Raw genomic sequence first — 22,943 nt, forward strand, 5'->3', positions numbered from 1 at the left:
TCGTAAGTTTTGTACGACCTCTTTTGACATTTTTTATCCCGTAAAAGCCCGATTGGTGTAGGTTAATAATCAGTGGGAGATAGCCCCACTAATTAAAGTTTCACTTTATACTTGTTCAGTTGTATAGGTTGGTTCGGTTTCTTTTTGAGGCATCGTCAAAAAAATAACGGACAGAACGATACATACGCCGCCTAATAATTGATATGTTCCAAAAGATTCATTTAGCCAAGTAATTGAAACGATGGCAGCTACAAGGGGTTCAATGCTAGATAAAATGCTTGTTTCTGTTGCTGCTAAATATTTAAGACTGCCGATATATAGAAGGAAAGAAAGGGTACCACTAATAATGATAAGGATAAGCATAGAAAAAGTTTTTAGTGTAAGGGTTTGTGAAAAGTGATTCCACCCGAATGAACGATTATAAATAAGTAGTGCAATTCCTCCGATTAACATCCCCCAACCAATTACTACAGTTGTCCCACATTCTTTAATGAGAGAAGCCGGATGAAGGGTATAAAATGCAAATCCAATTGCTGTTAATAGTCCAAAAATAATAGCTTCTTTAGATAAAACAACATTTTCAATTGAGCCATTTGTAATAATAAAGTATGTTCCTATTAGCGCGGCTATAATTGCGAATAGTTGCATGGAAGCAGGGAATTTTCTTTGTTCAAATGCAACATACATGGTTATAAGAACAGGACCTAGAAATTGAAATAGTGTTGCTGTGACCGCGTTACTAATATGAACTGTTTCGATAAAGGCGTATTGCGCACCAAGCATGCCGAGAATAGAAAAAATAATAAGTTGTATAGAATATCTAGGGTGTTTCCAAATTTGAAATATGTTTTGTTTCTTTATAAGTAAGAAAGACAAAATAAATATTCCTGCAAGCAACAATCGAATTGTTAAAAAATCAATTGAGGATACATTAGTATGTTGAAATAGCCACTGAATCATTGGACCAGATAATCCCCATAATGTAGCCCCTGTAATAATCATAATGAGTCCGATACGTCTACCATTGTTCATTATCATGTTTCTCCTCTCCAGTATTTGATTTTTTATGTGTGACATGATAAAAGGAATTATATATAACTTCTGATACTGTAAAAAGTATCAGATTTTATTTTTATTAAGGGGTCAGATATTATGTTAGAATTAACGCCTAATTTAAATATGAATAGTAAAAAGGCATTGTATGTGCAATTGTATGAGTATATAAAAAAAGAAATTAAAGATGGATCGATTGTCCCTTTTACGAAATTACCGGCTAAGCGAAAGTTAGCGATACATTTACAAGTAAGTAAAAATACAGTAGAGGCAGCGTACGAACAATTACTTGCAGAAGGTTATATTGAGTCGATATCGAGAAAAGGTTATTTTGTATGCAAGATTGAGCAAATGGTTCATATAGAGGATAGCGGAGAGAGAATAGAAGAAGTACTGTTTCAGGAGAAGAGTTATAAATTTGACTTTACACAAACAGGAATTGATACAAATGCTTTTCCATTCAATATGTATCGGAAAATTGTAAATGAAATATGGCAGCCGCATAATAACGAACTTCTCTTTCTAGGACACCCTCAAGGGGAAGCGAGCTTAAGAGAAGAGATTACGAATTATTTGTATGAATCTAGAGGTGTACGTTGTTCAGCTAGTCAAATTATATTAGGAGCGGGAACACAAATATTAGTGAAACTATTGTTTCAATTGTTAAAGGGAAGCAATTATGCAGTTGAAAACCCAGGGTATCATAGAAAGATGGTTGTTTTTGAAAAGGGGGAAGCAAGAGTCCAAATGTTATCTTTAGATAGAGATGGAATTTGTATTGCAGATTTAGAAAATAGCAATGCGAATGTTGTATTTGTTACACCTTCCCATCAGTTTCCATATGGAATGATTATGCCTATTACGAGAAGGATGCAGCTTTTACAATGGGCAAAGAAAGAAGAGAGCAGGTATATTATTGAAGATGATTACGATAGTGAATTTCGCTATTCTGGAAAGCCTATACCGGCGCTGCAAGGGTTAGATACAGAGGGGAAAGTTATTTATATGGGGACACTATCTAAAGCATTATTGCCATCGCTACGGATGAGCTATATGGTGTTGCCGAAGAAATTAATTAAAAAGTATCAACAGCAATATTTATTTTATACACAAAGTGTTTCAAGAATGGACCAAGAAGTGATTAGAAGATTTTTAAATGAAGGCTATTGGGAAAAACATATTCATAAAATGCGTGTCGTCTACCGAAAGAAGAGAGATCGACTTGTTTTTGAAATAGAGAAGTATTTCTCTAATCGTGTTGAAGTGATAGGAGAAGATTCGGGATTACACATTTTATTAAAAGTGCATAATGGAATGCGGGAAGAAGAATTAATTCAAGAAGCTGCGAAACATAGTATCAAAATATATCCTGTGTCTACGTACTATAAAGACGGTACGGCGCCTGAGAGTGTAGTTTTACTTGGGTTTGCGATATTATCAGAGGAAGAAATTGCGAAAGCGATTCAATTATTACACACGGCATGGTTTACAAGAAAGTAAAAAACATCCTCCAAACATGAGGATGTTTTTTATTATTTATTTTCATCTAAGAATAAGACCATATGCTCTTCGTCCCAATATTGTCCGTTATATTTTAATGAACGTTCTTGTACACCGAATGTTTTAAAACCTAATGATTCATAAAGTTTTTTCGCTCCATCGTTTCCAACAACAACATCAAGCATAACTTGTTCTACTTCTAAAGATTTAGCAAGCTCAAGACATTCTTTAATAAGTGCTTTTCCTGCTCCAAGTCCGCGTGCTTTTGGAGATACATATACAGAACCGATTTTAGCTTTATGTTCTTGTTTTACATATGGTTTCGTTTCCAGTGTTGCAACCCCGATTAATTTTCCATCTTTAAATGCACCTAGCGTATAGTTTTCATCTTGTGCTAATTTTTGTGCTTTATATTCAATCGCACACTCTTTATTAATAATATCTTCATAAGAAGAGCTGAATGCTTCAGGGTTTTGCTTTAATCCTTCTACGCGAAGTTCTAAGTAAATTTCTGCTTCGTCTTTTGTTAATACATGGATATCCAATTATATCACCCTCCAAATCTTTGCAAATGTACCTTTATTTTATATTGAAATAAGAATAATTTCAAAAGCTTAGCTTATATGAACTGTTTTTATGAACAAAATAACACCAGTAGTGTTTACTACTACTGGTGTTTTCACACGCATATTATTCAAAAGGTAGCTCGATTATAAAGTTTGTTCCCGCTCCTAATTGGCTTGTTACTAGAATAGAACCGTTATGCAATTCTACAATTTCCTTTGCAACAGCTAGCCCGATACCTTTTCCGCCTGTAGCTCGTGTTCTAGATTTATCGACACGATAAAAACGGTCAAATATATGCGGGATATCTTCTTCAGGAATACCTTCACCTTCATCTTGTACACTTATTGTAAAAGAATCTGTTTTTGTAAGTACACGTATCGTAATGGCTGTGTTTTCTGGCGAATGTTGATAAGCGTTGTGTAATAAATTTAACATAACTTGTTCCATACGTCTTTCGTCTATACAAACTTCTAAATCATCTTTGCAATATACATGAAGTTGCATTTGCTTATTTGTTAATGTTGTTTTTGTTTTTTCTACCATTCGTTCTAAAAATGGCTGAAGAAGCACTTTTTGTTTTTTTATAACAAATTGGTGTTGTTCTAATTGTACAAGCATAAATAAATCTTGGACGAGATCGGTTACACTATCCGTTTCATCCTCAATGATTTGTAAGTATTCTTCTCGCTCCTCTTTTGTTAAAGAGTCTCTCTTTGCTACCTTCGCATAACCTTTCATATAGGTCAATGGAGTTAATAGTTCATGAGCGACACTAGCGAGAAATTCATTGCGCTCTTTTTTCATATACGTAAGTTCACTCGATAAATCTTCAATTGTTTTTGCTAAACTTCCGAGTTCATCATTTCGTTTAATACCTAATTGAATTGGCTTGTTTAATTTTGATATTTTTTCTGTCGCTCTCTTCATTTTTACAAGTGGTTCTGTAATAACGCGTGAAAAAACAAAGACAGAAATTGTTGTTAAAATAATTGTTAAAACGCTAATGATAAGAAATTGGTTCATGAGTTTAAGCAACATATTTTCTAGGAAAGATGTTTTTAATAACATATATAGCTTTCCTTGAAACTTTGTTGTGTTAAGTGGGCTTACTGTTGTGATGAACTTTGATTTTTTCCAGTTCCTTTCAACGACTAAGCCGCCGTCTGGGACAGTTTCTGTTTTACAAGTAAGTTGTTTTTGCATATCTTTTGTTACGGGTTCTGAGGTGGAAATAATTTTGCCGTTATGGTCAGTAATAATGATAGCTATATCGGAGTTAGAAATTGATTCCGATTCAACTAAGTGTGCAGCCTCATTCGTAATATCGAACTCAGGGTACACAGGACGTTTAGGATTTTTATTATGTTCAGCGTGTTTCATTTCTTTATAATATTCATCCCGTCTCTCGCGGCTTTTAATTTTTTTACTATAGCGATTACCTTTCTCTAAAAGAGCATCTGTTTCCTCTACAATACGCATTTTTGAAAGGCTTTTATAAAAAGATACGAAAGCAATTGTTTCAATACATAAAGCTAATATTAAAAAGTATGTCCCAATTTTAAGGGAAAGTTTACTCATTTTTTCACCATACCTTATTCATAATAAAGAGTCAGTGGTATACGATTTCCCACTGACCGAAGTAATTATTCACTTTTCCATTTATATCCGACTTTATAGACCGTTTCTAGGTAATCTTCAATCGGAAATCCTTTTTTGCGTAGTTTATCACGGATATTACGAATGTGTGAGTCAATTGTTCTATATTCGATATCTGTTTCATAGCCCCAAATTTTTTCGATTAAATCATCTCGGCTATAAGCACGGTTTGTATTTTGCAAAAATAGTCCGAGTAACGAAAATTCGATAGGAGTTAGCGAGATTTTTTCATCGTACACTGTGACGGTATGTTTCGTTTTATCCCACTCAATACCATTAAAACTAACAAATCCATCTTTTTTTGTACGGCGTAATATAGCCTCGATTCGTGCGACTAATACATGCTCATCAAACGGTTTTGTAATATAATCATCTGCGCCCATCGTGAGGCCTTTCACCATATCGTAGTTTTGGTTGCGAGCTGTTAACATAATGATAGGAACGTTGGAAATTTGACGAATTTGATAGCAAGTATCCCACCCATCCATATTTGGCATCATAACATCTAATAAAATAATATCGAATTCTTTTTGTTCGATTAATTTTAGTGCTTCAAGGCCAGAGGTAGCTTTCATACAAAAATAGCCGCGAGGGCTTAAGAACAGATCTAATAATCGCAACATACGTTCTTCATCGTCTACTAATAAAATTTTTACCATAATCTTGTGCACCCCAAACTGTTCATTCTACTTGTATAGTTTACATGAAAATAATAAAAAACTCTTTTTATGTGATTGAATGGAGGGCTGATTTTTTCGCTCAGAGTAATTGACATAAAAAATGCACTAGTTTTGCACAACTATTTTTTATAATAGAAAACGTAGCGACACAAAATACCCTATGTTGCGACATAACGTCATGTCATTTTATTTATAAAATGACAATTCCATTCTATTGTGTATGTGAGATAGAGAGGGTTTTCGTATTCACCTCGCATCGGATAAGAAAAATTTCCTATCTCACACTTTTTTTAAAAGGAGATCATACACATGAATTCAAAAGAAGAAATTTCAAAAAAAGAAAAGCAAGATCGTAATACGGTTGTCATGTGCGTTGCCGTATCTATGGTTATTATTATAAGTTGCGTAAATAAAATTTTGGGGATTTTATAATATAAAAAAAGCTGATTGCTTCTTAAGAAGCAATCAGCTTTTTTCGTTGTTAGGGGGAGTATTTCTATATAATAAACCAAGGTAAAATTGCTAATCCAGAAGTTATAATTGCTGTAGTAAATATTAAAAGCATAGCTCGTTTGTTTTGTTTCATGTCACATTCTCCTTTACATATCAAGTACATGCGATCAGTGTGAGATGTGGTTCCTCACTGAGTAAAGTGTCACTTTATATTTTTAGTATAATGAATGGAAAGGTTTGGTACGATCGATAAAGGTGACATGAAGATTACATTGTTGTAATGAAAAAAGCATCTTTCTTAATAAAAAGATGCTTTTGGAAAACTATATTGAAGTATTAATCATTTAAGAACAGAACCATATGTTCCTCGTCCCAATATTGACCGTTATGTTTTAATGAACGCTCTTGTACGCCGTAAGTTTGGAAACCTAATGATTCATATAATTTTTTGGCACCGGCGTTACCAACTACAACATCGAGCATAAGTTGTTCTACATGTAATTTATCGGCATTTTCAATAATTGCTTTAATAAGAGCTCGTCCTGCTCCAAGGCCACGCGCTTTTGGGGAAACGAAAACGGAACCGATTTTTGCTTTATGTTCTTGTTTAATAAAAGGCTTTGTTTCTAAAGTAGCAATGCCGATTAAATCATCATCTTTGAAGACCCCTAGAGTATACTTATCCGGATTGCTTAATCGTTTTGCCATAGCAGCTACAGGATCCTCATGTTTCAAAACATCTTCATAGGAAGAGCTAAAAGCTTCCGGGTTCTTCGTTAAACCTTCCATACAAACTTTTAAATATATTTCTGCGTCCTCTGTCGTTAATAAGCGAATTTCCATAGTTGTAACCTCCTTGGTCGATTTCAAATAAAATAAATCCATTACTTTTATAAGATTGTGTATGTGTTTTGTTAGCAGTCTCTTTTAATTTGTAAAAGAATGAAAAGATATATGCTACAATGTTTTGTTTTTTAATATGTAATGAAATTATATATTAACTTTATTAACTATTCAAGTCTTTAATATATTACATTTTCATAACTAAAATAACTCCTCAATTGAGGAGTTATTTTAGTTATTCGATTGATAACCATCAATTCGATGTGGATGTGTGTAAATATTGCAGGATTCATTTCTGATAAATCCTACGACTGTAATGCCTAAATCGTGAGCGAGTTGTAATGCTAGTTTTGTTGGGGCAGATTTAGATAGAACAATTTCACATCCGATTTTTGAAACTTTGAGTAAAATTTCGGATGAAATACGTCCGCTAAATGCGATAATTTTTCCTTTAACAGATATATCATTGCGTAAACAATGACCGTATATTTTGTCTAATGCATTATGTCTTCCGATATCCATTCTTGATAGAAGGATATTATTTCGATCACATAGCGCGGTATTGTGAACACCACCAGTTTGGCGAAAGGTAGTGGAAGATTGTTGTAAAGTATTCATTAAGTAAAAACATTCTTCAGGAGTAATTTTTACATGTATATCATGTAAGTCTTTTGCTTTTGCCGCATCGTTTATGAAAATAAAACCTTGTCTACCTTTTCCGCAGCAAGAAGTGATGTATCGTTTATTATATAAAGTTTGATAGAGCGGATTCACTTTTGATGATTTTACATGGACAATTCCGTTATCTTTTTGAACCCATAGTTCTTCAACATCGTTATAGGAAGAAATAATCCCCTCAGAAATTAAAAAACCAATTACCATATCTTCAATATAATTTGGTGTGCATACGACTGTTACATATTCTTCACCATTCAATTTAATAGTAATAGGAGATTCTGTAACAATCTCGTCAAGTTGTTTTGAAAATGTACCAGATTGATAACGTACAATTGTATAAGTCTCTTGCGTAGGCCCCATATTTAATTCCCCTTTTATATGTATTTCTCTCCCACATTTATCATAAAACAATGGAAAAAATAAAAACACCTATTAACAAGAAGATCACAGATTATTTTGGTTATTATTGTATATGTACGATATAATAGAACTGTAGAATAGTGATATTTTCAAGCTTTCGTAGTTATACCTTATAACATCTAGAATCGACTTCATAAGAAAGTATTTGGGTAGAGCGTTTCAAAAATATGTACAGTAATGCGGTTTTGAAAACGGATTCATAATTGTGTTGTACAGTTGGTTGTAAGGAGAGGGGAAACTATGGCAGAACAGACAGTCCGTGTAACCGTCGATGGTAAAGAATTTTCTGCATCAGGTGAAAAGACGATACTACAATTATTTAACGAGAGTAATTTGGAACATCCTCAAATTTGTCATGTACCAGAAGTAGATCCAATTCAAACTTGTGATACGTGTATTGTAGAAGTAAATGGAAAGTTATTGCGTGCTTGTTCAACGAAATTAGAGAACGGTATGCATATCGAAAGACAGTCCCAGCGTGCAAAAGAGGCACAGACTGAGGCAATGGATCGAATATTAGAGAATCATCTACTGTATTGTACCGTTTGTGATAACAATAATGGTAACTGTAAAGTCCATAATACAGTACATATGCTGGGAATTGAGGAACAGAAATATCCGTATGAGCCGAAAGTAAGTGCGTGTGAAGTGGATATGTCACATCCATTTTATCGATATGATCCAAATCAATGTATTGCTTGTGGGCAGTGTGTAGAAGTATGTCAAAACTTACAAGTGAATGAAACTATATCGATTGATTGGAGCTTAGACCGTCCACGTGTTATATGGGACAATGGTGTAAGTATAAATGACTCATCTTGTGTAAGTTGTGGACAGTGTGTAACAGTATGTCCATGTAATGCGTTAATGGAAAAAACAATGCTGGGTGAAGCCGGATTCATGACTGGATTGAAACCGGATGTGTTAGATCCAATGATTGATTTTGTAAAGGATGTAGAGCCTGGATATAGTAGTATTTTAGCAGTTTCAGAAGTAGAGGCTGCGATGCGTAAGACGAAAGTGAATAAAACAAAAACAGTTTGTACATTTTGTGGTGTAGGTTGTTCATTTGAAGTATGGACGAAAGACCGCCACATTTTGAAAGTACAGCCTGTTTCAGATGCGCCGGTTAACGGTATTTCCACATGCGTAAAAGGCAAATTTGGATGGGATTTTGTAAACAGTGAAGATCGAATTACAAAGCCATTAATTCGCCAAGGAGATATGTTTGTTGAAGCTTCATGGGAAGAGGCTCTTGAAGTTGTTGCATCCAATATGCAGCATATTAAATCAGAATATGGAAGTGATGCATTTGGATTTATTTCTTCTTCAAAAGTAACGAATGAAGAAAATTATCTTATGCAAAAACTAGCCCGTCAAATATATGGAACGAATAATGTAGACAACTGTTCCCGTTATTGTCAATCTCCAGCAACAGACGGTTTATTTAAAACTGTCGGTATGGGCGGGGACGCTGGAACAGTGAAAGATATTGCGGAAGCTGGCCTTGTCATTATCGTTGGAGCAAATCCAACAGAAGGACATCCTGTACTTGCAACGCGTGTAAAACGTGCTCATAAATTACATGACCAAAAATTAATTGTGGCGGACCTTCGTAAACATGAAATGGCAGAGCGTGCGGATTTATTCATTCATCCGCGCCAAGGAACTGATTACGTATGGCTCGCTGGTATTACGAAATATATTATTGATCAAGATTGGCACGATAAAAAGTTCATAGCTGAAAATGTGAAGAATTTTGATGAATATAGCAAAATGGTAGAAAAGTATACGCTTGATTATACAGAAGAAATTACGGGGATTTCGAAAGAAAATCTGAAAGAAATGGCTCGTATGGTATATGAAGCAGATGGTACTTGTGTACTTTGGGGAATGGGTGTAACGCAAAATACTGGAGGAAGTACAACTTCAGCAGCAATTTCAAATCTATTGCTTGTTACGGGTAATTATCGTCGTCCTGGTGCAGGAGCATATCCATTACGCGGACATAATAACGTACAAGGCGCTTGTGATATGGCAACATTACCAAACTGGCTTCCAGGTTACCAAGCAGTTTCAGATGATGCGCTCCGTGCGAAATTTGAAAAAGCATACGGTACTACAATTCCGAAAGCACCAGGCTTAAATAATATTGCAATGTTACTTGCGGCAGATGAAGGAAAACTGCGTGGTATGTATGTTATGGGTGAAGAAATGGCTTTAGTAGATTCGAATGCCAACCATGTACAACATATTTTAGCGAATTTAGATTTCCTTGTTGTTCAAGATATGTTCTTATCGAAAACAGCTCGTTTTGCTGATGTTATTTTACCGGCAGCACCAAGCTTAGAAAAAGAGGGAACATTTACGAATACAGAGCGCCGTATTCAAAGATTATATGAAGTATTGAAGCCGCTTGGTGATTCAAAGCCAGACTGGTGGATTTTACAAAAAGTAGCTCGTGCACTTGGCGGGGACTGGAATTATGAAAATCCAAGTGAAATCATGGATGAAATTGCATCGCTTGCACCTTTATATTCTCAGGCAACATACGATCGTTTAGAAGGATGGAATAGTTTATGTTGGGGTAGCCATGATGGCAGCGATACACCACTATTATATGTGGACGGATTTAACTTCCCAGATAAACTAGCTCGTCTATCATTAGATGAATGGGTACCACCAGTTGTAGCGCCAGATGAGTATGATTTACTTTTAAATAATGGTCGTATGTTAGAACATTTCCATGAAGGGAATATGACGAATAAATCGGCTGGTATTTTATCTAAAGTATCTGAAGTGTTCGTTGAAATCTCGCCTGAACTTGCCCTAGAGCGCAATGTGAAAGATGGTGGTCTTGTAGAATTAGCATCACCATTTGGGAAAATTAAAGTACAGGCACTTGTTACAGATCGTGTAACGGGGAAAGAGCTATATTTACCGATGCATGCAACGGTAAATGAAGAGGCAATCAATATTTTAACTGGAACGGCGACAGATCTTTATACGTGTACACCAGCGTACAAACAAACGATGGTAAAGATGCGTGTACTACGTGAAAAAGGGAATCGTCCGTTACCATCTTCAAACCCGAGAGATAAAAAGCGTAATCCGCAAAACGGTGTTGAAATCCAGCAAAAATGGCAAAGAAAACAATACGTATCACTTGTGGACTAGGGGGCGGAGAGAGTGGCGAAAGAAATTACTGTAATTAAAAAGAAAGTTGTAACAGAGGAAGAACAGAAACAGCAAGTAGCAGATGAACTTCTAAATGAGCTATCTAATAATCGTGAAGCAGTAGAAGAAACGATGCAGCTTTTAGCACAGTTGCAGAAGGCTGGTATATTAGATGCGGCAATTAGTTTACTTGCTGCGAAGGAAGATGTTTCAAAAATCGCTGTGGAGCAATTAAATCGTGAACCCGTTAAAAATGCGTTAAATAATATGATGGGGGCAGGAGAAGCGTTATCTTCAGTTGACCCAGAAATAACGAAGCAAATTACGTCAAGTTTAGTTACAGGATTGCAATTTGCAACAGATGAATTAAATAGTGGCAAAAAAACAAAAGTGATGGATTTCTTTAAAGTATTAAAAGATCCAGATATCAATAGAGCTATTACATTCGGTTTTAGCTTCTTGAAAGCATTTGGACAAGGGCTAGAGAAAAAATAGAATAAATGAAAAAGTGATGGGAAGTAGCCATCACTTTTTTCATTATATGTATAAGAGTGTTCATGTTAAGCGGAATATATTATTATTAAAAAGATGGATTAGAACTGGAAATATGGAATCCATCTCAAATACCGTTTTAGAATTTGGAGGAATATATGCAACACCGTAAAAAACTATCTATACCAGGAGTAATGAGACATTCCTTTCAAACAGTTAAATTTTCTTTTTGGAATGTATTAACTTTTCAACTTGCTTATAAATTATTAGCAGCGATTGTGTTTGTTCCGCTATTTGGAATTATTTTTAATAAGTTATTGTATTTTGGTGGTTATGCAAATGCGACAAATGATGAATTATTAGCGTTTTTAAAGACGCCTTATGGCATCTTAGCAATCGTAATTTTATCATTGTTAGCACTGTTTCTTATCTTTACGGAATTTGCGGTGCTTATTATTATTTCGTATTTCGCTCATAAAAGACAGAAGGTGAAATTACGTCCGATTTTATATAAAACGGTAACGTATTTACCTACTCTTTTCACATATTGCTTACCAGGATTTATTTTATATGCTGTCGTATTGTTGCCTCTTTTAAATATGGGATATGAAACGGCATTAATCCCGCAAATTCAAATTCCTAACTTTATTACAGGAGAACTGTTTAAGACGACGATGGGGCAAGTTGGTTATTACACGTTCTTTGCTGTAGTCGCGTATTTGAATCTTCGATGGATTTTCGTTCTACCTATTGTTGTTTTAGAGCAAAAATCATTTCGCGTGGCAGCACGTAAAAGTGCAAATTTAGTAAAGGAAAGCTTTTTTAAAGTACTACTCTTTTTAGTAGGATTTTTTATTTCAATTGGAATTGTATATGTCGTATTTTTGGGAATATATTTATTGTGCCTATGGGGTGTTTATGAATTTACAAACCCGAAAGGAACATTTGCATTATTAGCTGAATCAACGATTTCTGTATTTTTAACGAGCACATTGTATTTATTCAGCTTTATCGTGACGCCATTTTATATTATGGCGATTACGCGATTATACTTACAAAAGGTACCGGTTGAAGATGTTTTATTAGAAGAAGGATTAGATTATTCGAAAACGAAAGCAGATAAATGTTTCTTCCAAAAACATCGTTGGAAATTCATTGGCGTATACATTGTAGGGATTATTACTGCGGGAATGGTCGTTGCCTTCATTGTAACGTTTATTTCAAATTCGTATAAAGAACCGATTATTATGGCGCACCGCGGGTATATATCAAAAGGCGTAGAAAATACGAAAGAAGCTGTGCAAGGTGCTATTGATGCAAAAGCAGACTACGCTGAAATAGATGTATTACAAACGAAAGACGGTGAACTAGCGGTTATACATGATTTGAAGCTGAAACGTCTCGCAAATGCAAATGTGCATGTGTCAGATTTAACGATGGCTGAGTTAAGGCAGCTTACCCTTAGTCAAGATGGACTTTCAGGACAAATAAGTACACTTGATGAAATCATTAAGCTAGCAAATGGCAAAATCAAACTTAATATAGAAGTGAAGCTTCATGGGGGCGAAAAAGACTTTGTAAACAAAGTCTTAAAAACGATTAAAGATAATGAATTTGAGAAGCAATGTGTAATTCAAACGTTACACTATCCGCTTATTAAAGAGTTTAAGCGTGCAAATCCAGATATAAAAGTAGGGTATATATTGTATGCAAGTAGAGCTAACTTAAAGAATGTGAAGGCTGACTTTTACGTAGCAGAAGAATATATGTTAAATAAGAAATTAGTAAAAGAAGCAAGGAAGTTAAACAAACCAATTTACGTATGGACAGTAAATGATATGGAAAATTTAAAGGCATATTATAAGTTAAACGTAGATGGTATCATAACTGATTACCCTGAAGATGCACGTGAAACAATTAAGATGTTAAAAGAGCAAGAAGCGGAAGAAAGTGATCTGTTTGATAAAATTACTGAAACGACAGATGATTTGTTTTTAAAATTATTTATAAGTTACCCAGCTGCTAGCTAAATGCTAGCAGCTGTTTTTTTGTGAAAAGAATATATTTCTAAAGTATTAAGTAAAGTAATAACTGTATATGTATACGTTATCGCTTAGTTTTTTACATTGTTACATTATTGTCAAATAATAAATGATTACTGTTTATTTTGAAGAAGTATAATAAAAATTGAGTGAAAGATAATGGAATGTCACGAAACCCCTAATAGAATCAATGTTTTATATATTTACACTATTCTAAATATATAAACTTTATAAAAATGATATGTTAGCGTTTTCATAACTTTTAAGTTATGCTAGAATAAGGACATAAGTTATTAATTATTACAAAAAGAAAAAAGAATCTCTTTTTTCTGTTAATTATAAGGGGGCATTTCATTATGCGTATTGGGGTACCAGCAGAAATTAAAAACAACGAAAACCGTGTGGCAATGACACCAGCAGGTGTTGTACATTTAATTCGTAACAATCACGAAGTATTCATTCAAAAGGGTGCAGGTTTAGGATCTGGTTTCACAGACGCTCAGTATGTTGAAGCGGGAGCAAAAATTGTTGATACAGCTGAAGAAGCTTGGAACATGGAAATGGTTATGAAAGTTAAAGAACCAATTGAAAGCGAATACAAACACTTCAGTGAAGGCTTAATCTTATTCACATACTTACACTTAGCTCCAGAGCCAGAATTAACAAAAGCGTTAATTGAGAAGAAAGTTGTTGCGATTGCATACGAAACAGTACAATTAGAAAACCGTTCTCTACCATTACTTGCACCTATGAGTGAAGTAGCTGGTCGTATGGCTGCACAAATTGGTGCGCAATTCCTTGAGAAAAACAAAGGCGGTAAAGGTATCTTACTTGCAGGTGTTCCAGGAGTTAAACGTGGTAAAGTAACAATCATCGGTGGTGGACAAGCTGGTACAAATGCTGCTAAAATTGCAGTTGGACTAGGTGCGGATGTAACAATCATCGACTTAAGTGCAGAACGTCTTCGTCAATTAGATGACATTTTCGGAAACCAAGTAAAAACTTTAATGTCTAATCCTTACAATATTGCAGAAGCTGTAAAAGAGTCTGATCTTGTAATCGGTGCAGTATTAATCCCAGGTGCAAAAGCGCCAAAACTTGTAACAGAAGAAATGATTAAATCAATGGAACCAGGTTCTGTTGTTGTAGATATCGCGATTGACCAAGGTGGTATTTTCGAAACAACTGACCGTATTACAACTCATGATAACCCAACTTACGAAGAACACGGCGTTGTTCATTATGCAGTTGCAAACATGCCAGGTGCGGTTCCACGTACATCAACTCTTGCATTAACAAACGTAACAGTACCATATGCAGTACAAATTGCTAACAAAGGCTACAAAGAAGCTTGCCTAGGCAACTCTGCATTACTAAAAGGTATTAACACATTAGATGGCTATGTAACATTTGAAGCAGTTGCAGAAGCTCACGGTGTAGAGTACAAAGGTGCTAAAGAATTATTAGAAGCAGAAACAGTATCTTGCTAATAGAAGCATTATACAAAACAAAATCGAACAATATATAATACAACATGATAAGAGCTAAGAGATAATACCTCTTAGCTCTTCTTAGTAAAAGGGGGCATACATCGTGGCCAACCTATTTAAAAAGAAATCCGTTACGCAATTGTTAGGGGAAAGTAAAAGTAAAACTTTGACGAAAACGCTAGGGGCATTTGACCTAACAATGCTAGGGATTGGTGCGATAATTGGTACAGGAGTTCTAGTATTAACTGGATTAGTAGCAGCAAGAGATGCTGGTCCAGCAGTTATTTTTTCATTTATGATTGCAGCAATTGTTTGTGGATTTGCAGCATTATGTTATGCAGAAGTTGCATCTACACTTCCTGTTTCAGGTAGTGTGTACACATATTCGTATGCAACAATTGGTGAGTTTGTTGCTCATTTAATGGGATGGACATTGTTATCCGTATATGTCGTAACGACTGCCGCAGTAGCTGGCGGATGGACGGGTTATTTCAATAATTTAGTGAGTGGACTGGGACTTGAAATTCCGAAAGCGTTGCTAACAATTCCAGCGCAAGGTGGTATGGTAAACTTACCAGCAGTTATCGTTACGTTAGTGATAACTTGGTTATTATCACGAGGTACGAAAGAAAGTAAGCGTGTGAATAACATAATGGTATTAATTAAAATTGGTATTGTTGTTTTATTCATTGCAGTTGGTGTATTCTACGTGAAACCAGAAAACTGGATACCATTTGCACCTTACGGTTTAAGTGGAGTGTTCGCAGGGGGAGCAGCAGTATTCTTTGCTTTCTTAGGATTTGATGCATTAGCAACTTCTGCTGAAGAAGTAAAAAATCCGCAACGTGATCTACCAATTGGTATTATTGCTTCGTTAGTTATTTGTACAATCATTTATGTTGTAGTTTGTCTCGTTATGACGGGTATGGTTTCTTATAAAGAGCTAGATGTACCGGAAGCGATGGCATATGTGTTAGAGGTTGTAGGACAAGATAAAGTGGCTGGTGTAATTGCTATTGGAGCTGTAATCGGTATTATGGCTGTAATTTTCGCTTACATTTATGCGACAACACGTGTATTCTTCGCAATGAGTCGTGACGGTTTATTACCAAAATCTTTTGCGAAAATTAACAAGAAGACTGAAGCGCCAACATTTTCAGTTTGGTTAACAGGAATTGGTAGTGCTTTAATTGCTGGATTTATCGATTTAAAAGAATTGTCGAATTTAGCGAATATTGGAGCGTTATTAACATTCGCCATGGTTGGTGTAACTGTTATCATTCTTCGTAAAACGCATCCGAAATTACAACGTGGATTTATGGTACCACTTGTACCGATCTTACCGATTATTTCAATTGCATGTTGTCTATTCTTAATGGTAAATTTACCGTTAACAACATGGATATACTTTGGTATTTGGTTAGCGATTGGAGTAGTTGTATACTTTGTTTATTCGAAAAAGCATAGTCATTTAAAAGACGATGGAAGTTCGCAGGATAATTTAGATCAAGCTAATTAAAGGGATATAAACACAGTAAGCCTTGTGCGTCTAGGGAGCGCGCAAGGCTTTTTCTTTTGTTGAAATAAAGGGAACATATATTACTTTGTTGAATTTTTATGTCGGAATATGAAAAAAGGGTGTGCGAATTGTACATCCTTTTTTGTATGAGAATATAGAGGATGCGGAAAATATGTATATGCCTTACTAAAATGTGAACGGAATGTTCATAAAAAAAATTCAGATTTCATTGACACATATGAGTAGGCGCTCATATAATAAGAGTATAAGATATATGAATGATTGTTCATATGTTCAATTAAAGAGGTGAGCTATTATGGCTGGAAATAAAGTAGAAACACCACAAGAGACATGTTCTCAAACGATAATTCATGAAGAAGTTGTAGAGCAAGTAAAACAAACAATTCCAACTGATGAAAGTTTAAGTAAAGTAGCAGAACTATTTAAAGTATTAGGTGACCGTACACGTACGAGAATATTACATGCGCTATTTGAAGCTGAAATGTGCGTTTGTGATTTAGCTTATTTATTAGGAATGACACAATCATCTATTTCGCATCAGCTTCGTGTGTTAAAGCAAGCGAAACTTGTGAAGAATCGTAAAGAAGGAAAGGTTGTTTATTATTCGTTAGCTGACCAGCACGTAATTCATATCTTCGAGCAAGCGTTTGAACACGTAAACGAAGAAGAATAAAAAGAACGCGAGGAGGGAGAACGATGGCTGAAGCGTTAGTGAAAAAGAAACTGATGTTAGAAGGTTTAGATTGTGCGAATTGTGCAATGAAAATTGAAAAAGGTGTTGGGAATATAGAAGGAGTAAATTCTTGCTCTGTAAACTTCGCAACAAAGACAATGATCTTAGAAACAGCACAAAATAAAGAAAACGAAGTTGTTACGGAAGCAAAACAACTCGTTACAAAATTAGAACCGCATATTAAAGTGCAAGAAGAGCAAAAAAATAAAATTGCTAAAGAAGTATTTATATTAGAAGGTTTAGATTGCGCGAACTGTGCAATGAAAATTGAAAATAAAGTGAAGGAAATGTCAGCTGTCTCAGAAGCAACTGTTGATTTCGTATCGAAGAAACTACGAGTAGAAGTTGCGAATAAAAGAGAACTAGAAGCAACTGTAGCAAATATAACAAATGTCGTTCAAAAGTTAGAGCCAGATGTGAAAGTTGTTCGTGAAGAGAAGAACGGTCATGACCACGGACATAGTCACGATCATGGTGAAGCAAACGTGAAAAAGATGGTAGGGAGATTAGTGGTCGGCGGAATTTTGACAGCAATTGCTGCATTAGCGAGCTTACCACAAATGGTAACAATTCCGTTATTCGTCCTTGCTTATTTATTAATAGGTGGAGATATCGTTTGGAGAGCGGTAAGAAACATAACTCGCGGCCAAGTATTTGATGAAAACTTCTTAATGGCAATTGCAACTGTAGGAGCCTTTGCAATTCAGCAATATTCAGAAGCCGTAGCAGTAATGCTATTTTATCAAGTAGGAGAACTATTCCAAAGCATTGCGGTAAACCGCTCTCGAAAATCAATTACTTCATTAATGGATATTCGTCCTGATTATGCGAATGTAAAGATTGGGAATGAAACGAAACAAGTATCACCAGAAGATGTACAAATTGGCGATTATATTATCGTTAAGCCAGGTGAGAAAGTACCATTAGACGGAAAAGTAATTGAAGGAACATCAATGGTAGATACTTCAGCATTAACTGGTGAATCTGTACCACGTGAAGTTGAAGTTGGAAATGATGTATTAAGTGGCTTTGTGAACCAAAACGGTGTATTAACAATTGAAGTTACAAAAGAGTTTGGTGAATCAACTGTATCGAAAATTTTAGATTTAGTTCAAAATGCAAGCAGTAAAAAAGCACCAACAGAAAACTTTATTACGAAGTTTGCGCGTTACTACACTCCAGTTGTAGTTATTACAGCGGCGATCATGGCGTTTATTCCACCGCTTATTTTAGAAGGGGCTACATTCTCTGAGTGGATTTATAGAGCTTTAGTGTTCTTAGTAATCTCTTGTCCATGTGCGTTAGTTGTATCCATTCCTCTTGGATTCTTTGGAGGTATCGGTGGTGCATCTAAAAGTGGTGTGTTAGTAAAAGGTAGTAACTATTTAGAAGCTTTAAATGATGTAAAATATATTGTTTTTGACAAAACAGGAACATTAACAAAAGGTGTTTTCAAAGTTACAAAAATGGAACCGAGCGAAGGTACTACAAGCGAAGAGTTATTAGAGTATGCGGCATTTGCTGAAGTGTATTCTAACCATCCAATTGCCCAATCTATTCGAAAGGCATATGGAAAATCAATTGATGAAAAAATAATCGATGATTATAACGAAATTTCTGGTCACGGTACAGTCGTAAAAGTACAAGGAAAAGAAATTTTTGCAGGTAATGCAAAATTAATGAGAAAAGAAAATATTGAATTTAAACAACCAGAAACAGTAGGTACATTAGTTCACGTTGCTGTAGATGGAAAATATGCAGGTTATATTGTTATTTCTGATGAGGTAAAAGAGGATTCGAAACAAGCGATTCAAAAGTTAAAAGAACTAGGTATTAAAAAGACAGTAATGTTAACTGGTGATGCAAAAACAGTTGGTGAAGCTGTCGGTAAAGAATTAGGCTTAGATGAAGTTCATGCGGAATTACTACCGCAACAAAAAGTAGAAGAGATTGAAAAAATTGATGCAGCGAAGCATGGAAAAGAAAAAATTGCCTTCGTTGGTGACGGTATTAACGATACACCAGTATTAGCCCGTGCAGACGTTGGTATTGCGATGGGTGGTTTAGGATCAGATGCAGCAATTGAAGCGGCAGACATCGTTATTATGACTGATGAGCCTTCAAAAATTGCGACAGCTGTAAAAATTGCAAAACGCACAAGAAGTATAGTGTGGCAAAATATCATCTTTGCTTTAGGTGTAAAAGGGATCGTTCTATTACTTGGTGCCTTTGGTATTGCAACAATGTGGGAAGCTGTTTTCTCAGATGTTGGTGTGACACTACTTGCAGTGTTAAATGCAATGCGTGTATTACGAGTGAAAGATTTATAAAAAAGAGGACGCAACCTGCGTCCTCTTTTTTATTGGTTATTTTGTTGAAATTGATTTAATAAAATAATATCAAATATTATTTTACTTTTAAATAATATAATATTAAAATTTACAAATAAAAAACATTCGTCGTATTATTTTAATATATTTTTTACAAATATCCATATAGTATTGAAAAAACAGAGAAGGAGAAACTTCTCTGTTTACTTTTGTATGTTTTTTTCAACTTGTTCTCGAACAGTTTGAATGTAATTCATTTTATGATCCCAACATTCTTGGCTTAAATCGACAGGATACTCTTCGGGATTTAAAGTTCGCATGTATTCTTCCCAAAATAGAGCGAGACTCTGTTCATTATATTGTTGAATATCTAATATACTTGGTAGTTCATATGTTCTTTCGCCGTTAACGAAAATGTCTTTATGGAGTTCACGGGCTTCAAAGTTTGTTACGAATTTACTTATATATGTGTGAACTGGATGGAACATTTTTAAGCGCTCTTCTTTTCCAGGTTCTTCAGAATCTAACGCAATATAATCGCCTTCTGCATGATCGTTAACCCGATTGATAATACGATAAATTCGTTTCAGTCCTGGAGTGGTAATTTTTTCAGGATTAGATGAAATTTTAATCGTATCATTTAATTTTCCGTCAGTATCTTCAATTGCAACTAGTTTGTAAACAGCCCCTAATGCAGGTTGCTCAAAGGACGTAATTAATTTCGTCCCAACGCCCCATACGTCAATTTTTGCCCCTTGAGATTTAAGGTGCATAATTGTGTATTCATCTAAATCGCTAGAAGCGATAATTTTTGTATTTGTAAACCCTGATTCATCTAGTAGTTTTCGTGCCTTTTTCGATAAATAAGCCATATCACCACTATCAAGACGTATACCATAGAAATCAATACGATCCCCAAATTCTTTTGCAACACGAATTGCATTTGGAACACCAGATTTCAATGTGTCATATGTATCAACGAGAAAGACGCACTTCTTATGAGTTTCAGCGTATTTCTTAAACGCAACGTATTCATCGCGATATGCTTGAACGAAAGAGTGAGCGTGTGTGCCAGCTACAGGGATCCCGAAGCGTTTCCCAGCACGAACGTTGCTTGTAGAGGAGAAACCACCAATAAAGGCAGCGCGTGTCCCCCAAAGGGCGGCATCGAACTCATGGGCACGTCTTGTGCCGAACTCTAAAAGCTCATCATTACTTGCAGCATGTTTCATACGAGCAGCTTTTGTTGCAATTAATGTTTGGTAATTCACAATATTTAAGAGGGCGGTTTCAATAATTTGTGCTTCACCCAGTGGTGCATCAACACGTAATAAAGGCTCGTTATTAAATACAACTTCACCTTCTTGCATACTGCGAATCGTCCCAGTGAATTTCATATTTTGTAAATAATGAAGGAATTCTTCTTCAAATTTTAATTCTGCTAAATAAGCGATATCGCTTTCAGTAAAACTGAAATTTTCTATGTACTCTACAATTTTCTCAAGGCCAGCAAAAACAGCGTAGCCGTTCTCAAATGGAAGCTTTCGAAAATATAAATCAAAAACAGAACGGCGATTATGAATACCATCTTTCCAATATGTATAAGCCATGTTGATTTGATATAGGTCTGTATGTAAGGCATAACTATCGTCTTTATAATGAGTCATCGCGAGAACACCTCCATAATTTGGTTATAGTATACCAATTTTTCACCATTCGTAGCAAAGAAGAGATATTGAAGTGAAGTCAAGAGAGAAAAAAATGAAATTATGCATATTTTTTAGAAAATTTATATTTATCAATTTATATTTCTCCAGATTTTATGTATTATTAGAGTAATGGGGTAATGAGAATGGAGGAGGACAATGCAACAAACATTAGAAAAAATAGGCAAACAAGTCTTTTACAAACGGCTTCAGCAAAAAATGACACAAGAAGAATTATGTCAGGGCATTTGTTCTGTCTCATACTTAAGTAAGATTGAAAATGGAAAGATCGAAGCATCAGAAGAAATTCTACAATTGCTCTGCACAAGACTAGAAATTGCCGTGACGGATTTGAGAGATGTAGAAGAAGATGTGAAGGGGAAGCTGGATGAATGGTTAAATGCACTAGTTCATTTAGACAAGCAACAAGTAGAACGTATATATGAAGAGTTGCAAGGTGAAATGAAGCATGTGTTGGATTTTGAAATTATAAATTATTATAAACTGCTGTATACGCGATATTTAATTATGAAAAGGGACTTAGTAGCTCTTGAAGAAGAATTGGATAAGTTGAAAAAGGTGTATAAAAAATATTCACCATTTCAAAAAATGCTTTATACGTATAGTAGGGCGTTATTATATTCTTTACAGTATAAATATACACAGGCTTTGGAGTACTTACTGCAAACGGAAACCATGGCGAAGGCACTGGGCTATTATGAAACGGGGATATATTATAATTTAGCGCTCACATATAGTCAGATGGAAATAGACCACATGACTTTATACTTTGCCAATGTTGCGTTAGAAGGCTTTAAGAGTGAGTATAAGTTTAGAAATATAATTAATTGTAAATTTCTAATTGCATTTAGTTATACTCGAAAAAAACAATATAATGAAGCGATGGAAATCTATAATCATATTCTAAGAGAAGCAAATTCTTTTGCGGATAAAGATAATATTATGTCAATCGCTTTAAATAATATTGGTTATTTGTATTACCGTCAAAAGAATTATGTGAAGGCAAAAGAGTATTATATAGAATGTTTAAAGTATAAAAAAGAAGAGGATATGAATTATATTGATGCTATGTATGAACTATCCTTACAATGTATTCAATTGGGAGAATTTGAAGACGCGAAGAAATGGATTGAAAAAGGTATTTTTGCTGCAAAGAAAGCTGAAAGATACAAAGGAATGTTATATTTACTATTAAGTTTACAATATAAGTATTTTGAAAAAAGAGATACTTATAAAAGGTTTTTGGAAACAGAGGTAGTTCCTTTTTTTAAAGCTGAAAACAATATAAAAGATTTGAAAACTATATATTTAGAGTTGGCGGAGTACTTAGAAGAATGCGCAGATTTTAAAGAAAGTAATTATTATTATAAATTAGCAATAAAATTATTAGAAGAATAAAAAGGAGTGAGATTATGAAAAAGTTTATTGTAGGAACATTTGTAATTATGTCAATTGCGGCGATAGTATTAGATATTCAGTATGCTTGGAAACCAGATGTCCTTGGTCAAGAAGCTAAAACCGTTGAACAAATTAATTCATAATGAAGAAACCCCTTTCCAACC

18 protein-coding genes are annotated in these 22,943 nt (G+C 34.9%); 11 read left to right on the top strand and 7 right to left on the bottom strand.

Going from position 1 to position 22,943, the window contains the following annotated elements; genetic code table 11:
* Nucleotides 1-105 precede the first annotated feature (105 nt).
* Nucleotides 106-1,032, bottom strand: coding sequence for a DMT family transporter (locus tag BM089_RS25105; RefSeq protein WP_001059057.1), 927 nt, complete (start codon nt 1,030-1,032; stop codon nt 106-108).
* A 120-nt stretch (nt 1,033-1,152) separates the two neighbouring features.
* On the opposite strand from BM089_RS25105, the gene BM089_RS25110 reads away from it, so the two are divergent.
* Nucleotides 1,153-2,553 (top strand): MocR-like pyridoxine biosynthesis transcription factor PdxR, encoded by a 1,401-nt coding sequence (locus BM089_RS25110; RefSeq protein ID WP_000891880.1) that lies wholly within the window; start codon nt 1,153-1,155, stop codon nt 2,551-2,553.
* Nucleotides 2,554-2,585: 32 nt separating this feature from the next.
* Here the strand turns inward: BM089_RS25110 and BM089_RS25115 are convergent, their stop codons facing one another.
* The 3 genes from BM089_RS25115 to BM089_RS25125 form a co-directional block, all read right to left on the bottom strand.
* Nucleotides 2,586-3,098, bottom strand: a complete 513-nt coding sequence (locus tag BM089_RS25115; protein WP_000351212.1) for a GNAT family N-acetyltransferase — start codon at nt 3,096-3,098, stop codon at nt 2,586-2,588.
* Nucleotides 3,099-3,243: 145 nt separating this feature from the next.
* Nucleotides 3,244-4,698 (bottom strand): sensor histidine kinase, encoded by a 1,455-nt coding sequence (locus tag BM089_RS25120; RefSeq protein WP_069354938.1) that lies wholly within the window; start codon nt 4,696-4,698, stop codon nt 3,244-3,246.
* A gap of 65 nt (nt 4,699-4,763) precedes the next feature.
* The gene (locus BM089_RS25125) at nt 4,764-5,435 is read right to left on the bottom strand and encodes a response regulator transcription factor (protein WP_000238956.1); all 672 of its coding nucleotides are present in this window, start codon (nt 5,433-5,435) and stop codon (nt 4,764-4,766) included.
* Between the two features lie 330 nt (nt 5,436-5,765).
* Between BM089_RS25125 and BM089_RS31800 the strand changes: the two genes are divergently transcribed.
* Nucleotides 5,766-5,888: a hypothetical protein gene (locus tag BM089_RS31800; protein WP_001085006.1), complete on the top strand. Its 123-nt coding sequence runs from the start codon at nt 5,766-5,768 to the stop codon at nt 5,886-5,888.
* 357 nt (nt 5,889-6,245) lie between these two features.
* On the opposite strand, the gene BM089_RS25135 is transcribed toward BM089_RS31800, so the two are convergent.
* Together BM089_RS25135 and fdhD are read right to left on the bottom strand one after the other, a co-directional pair.
* On the bottom strand, nt 6,246-6,752 hold the full coding sequence (locus tag BM089_RS25135; protein WP_000405868.1) for a GNAT family N-acetyltransferase: 507 nt from the start codon (nt 6,750-6,752) through the stop codon (nt 6,246-6,248).
* 231 nt (nt 6,753-6,983) lie between these two features.
* Nucleotides 6,984-7,790: a formate dehydrogenase accessory sulfurtransferase FdhD gene (gene fdhD, locus BM089_RS25140; RefSeq protein ID WP_053565276.1), complete on the bottom strand. Its 807-nt coding sequence runs from the start codon at nt 7,788-7,790 to the stop codon at nt 6,984-6,986.
* A gap of 300 nt (nt 7,791-8,090) precedes the next feature.
* On the opposite strand from fdhD, the gene fdhF reads away from it, so the two are divergent.
* From fdhF to BM089_RS25175, 7 genes are all read left to right on the top strand, one after another.
* A complete protein-coding gene (fdhF, locus tag BM089_RS25145) occupies nt 8,091-11,027 on the top strand; it encodes a formate dehydrogenase subunit alpha (RefSeq protein WP_090978372.1) in 2,937 nt (978 codons plus the stop codon).
* Nucleotides 11,028-11,039: 12 nt separating this feature from the next.
* Nucleotides 11,040-11,522: a helical membrane plugin domain-containing protein gene (locus BM089_RS25150; RefSeq protein ID WP_001040540.1), complete on the top strand. Its 483-nt coding sequence runs from the start codon at nt 11,040-11,042 to the stop codon at nt 11,520-11,522.
* Nucleotides 11,523-11,677: 155 nt separating this feature from the next.
* Complete coding sequence (locus BM089_RS25155) at nt 11,678-13,549, top strand: glycerophosphodiester phosphodiesterase (RefSeq protein ID WP_016513621.1); 1,872 nt, start codon at nt 11,678-11,680, stop codon at nt 13,547-13,549.
* A 368-nt stretch (nt 13,550-13,917) separates the two neighbouring features.
* Complete coding sequence (gene ald, locus BM089_RS25160; RefSeq protein WP_090978374.1) at nt 13,918-15,051, top strand: alanine dehydrogenase; 1,134 nt, start codon at nt 13,918-13,920, stop codon at nt 15,049-15,051.
* A 103-nt stretch (nt 15,052-15,154) separates the two neighbouring features.
* On the top strand, nt 15,155-16,570 hold the full coding sequence (locus BM089_RS25165; RefSeq protein ID WP_001284896.1) for an amino acid permease: 1,416 nt from the start codon (nt 15,155-15,157) through the stop codon (nt 16,568-16,570).
* 316 nt (nt 16,571-16,886) lie between these two features.
* A complete protein-coding gene (locus tag BM089_RS25170) occupies nt 16,887-17,264 on the top strand; it encodes an ArsR/SmtB family transcription factor (protein WP_000918378.1) in 378 nt (125 codons plus the stop codon).
* A 23-nt stretch (nt 17,265-17,287) separates the two neighbouring features.
* Nucleotides 17,288-19,654, top strand: coding sequence for a heavy metal translocating P-type ATPase (locus tag BM089_RS25175; protein WP_090978376.1), 2,367 nt, complete (start codon nt 17,288-17,290; stop codon nt 19,652-19,654).
* A gap of 203 nt (nt 19,655-19,857) precedes the next feature.
* Here BM089_RS25175 and BM089_RS25180 read toward each other — a convergent pair whose 3' ends face one another.
* Nucleotides 19,858-21,321: a nicotinate phosphoribosyltransferase gene (locus BM089_RS25180; protein ID WP_000150177.1), complete on the bottom strand. Its 1,464-nt coding sequence runs from the start codon at nt 21,319-21,321 to the stop codon at nt 19,858-19,860.
* A 198-nt stretch (nt 21,322-21,519) separates the two neighbouring features.
* Between BM089_RS25180 and BM089_RS25185 the strand changes: the two genes are divergently transcribed.
* Both BM089_RS25185 and BM089_RS30790 read left to right on the top strand, forming a co-directional pair.
* Nucleotides 21,520-22,779, top strand: a complete 1,260-nt coding sequence (locus BM089_RS25185) for a tetratricopeptide repeat protein (RefSeq protein ID WP_061661011.1) — start codon at nt 21,520-21,522, stop codon at nt 22,777-22,779.
* A 14-nt stretch (nt 22,780-22,793) separates the two neighbouring features.
* A complete protein-coding gene (locus BM089_RS30790) occupies nt 22,794-22,922 on the top strand; it encodes an NprX family peptide pheromone (RefSeq protein WP_000713580.1) in 129 nt (42 codons plus the stop codon).
* Nucleotides 22,923-22,943: the final 21 nt, after the last annotated feature.

The organism is Bacillus sp. 5mfcol3.1 (genome assembly GCF_900114335.1).
Classification (GTDB): domain Bacteria; phylum Bacillota; class Bacilli; order Bacillales; family Bacillaceae_G; genus Bacillus_A; species Bacillus_A thuringiensis_S.

Bases quoted from the DNA above. Each gene is read 5' to 3' on its own strand.
- BM089_RS25135 (WP_000405868.1), bottom strand. From the start codon at position 6,752: ATGGAAATTCGCTTATTAACGACAGAGGACGCAGAAATATATTTAAAA.
- BM089_RS25185 (WP_061661011.1), top strand. From the start codon at position 21,520: ATGCAACAAACATTAGAAAAAATAGGCAAACAAGTCTTTTACAAACGG.
- BM089_RS30790 (WP_000713580.1), top strand. From the start codon at position 22,794: ATGAAAAAGTTTATTGTAGGAACATTTGTAATTATGTCAATTGCGGCG.
- BM089_RS25125 (WP_000238956.1), bottom strand. From the start codon at position 5,435: ATGGTAAAAATTTTATTAGTAGACGATGAAGAACGTATGTTGCGATTA.
- BM089_RS25170 (WP_000918378.1), top strand. From the start codon at position 16,887: ATGGCTGGAAATAAAGTAGAAACACCACAAGAGACATGTTCTCAAACG.
- BM089_RS25155 (WP_016513621.1), top strand. From the start codon at position 11,678: ATGCAACACCGTAAAAAACTATCTATACCAGGAGTAATGAGACATTCC.
- BM089_RS25180 (WP_000150177.1), bottom strand. From the start codon at position 21,321: ATGACTCATTATAAAGACGATAGTTATGCCTTACATACAGACCTATAT.
- BM089_RS31800 (WP_001085006.1), top strand. From the start codon at position 5,766: ATGAATTCAAAAGAAGAAATTTCAAAAAAAGAAAAGCAAGATCGTAAT.
- BM089_RS25175 (WP_090978376.1), top strand. From the start codon at position 17,288: ATGGCTGAAGCGTTAGTGAAAAAGAAACTGATGTTAGAAGGTTTAGAT.
- BM089_RS25120 (WP_069354938.1), bottom strand. From the start codon at position 4,698: ATGAGTAAACTTTCCCTTAAAATTGGGACATACTTTTTAATATTAGCT.
- BM089_RS25105 (WP_001059057.1), bottom strand. From the start codon at position 1,032: ATGAACAATGGTAGACGTATCGGACTCATTATGATTATTACAGGGGCT.
- BM089_RS25110 (WP_000891880.1), top strand. From the start codon at position 1,153: ATGTTAGAATTAACGCCTAATTTAAATATGAATAGTAAAAAGGCATTG.
- fdhF (WP_090978372.1), top strand. From the start codon at position 8,091: ATGGCAGAACAGACAGTCCGTGTAACCGTCGATGGTAAAGAATTTTCT.
- ald (WP_090978374.1), top strand. From the start codon at position 13,918: ATGCGTATTGGGGTACCAGCAGAAATTAAAAACAACGAAAACCGTGTG.
- fdhD (WP_053565276.1), bottom strand. From the start codon at position 7,790: ATGGGGCCTACGCAAGAGACTTATACAATTGTACGTTATCAATCTGGT.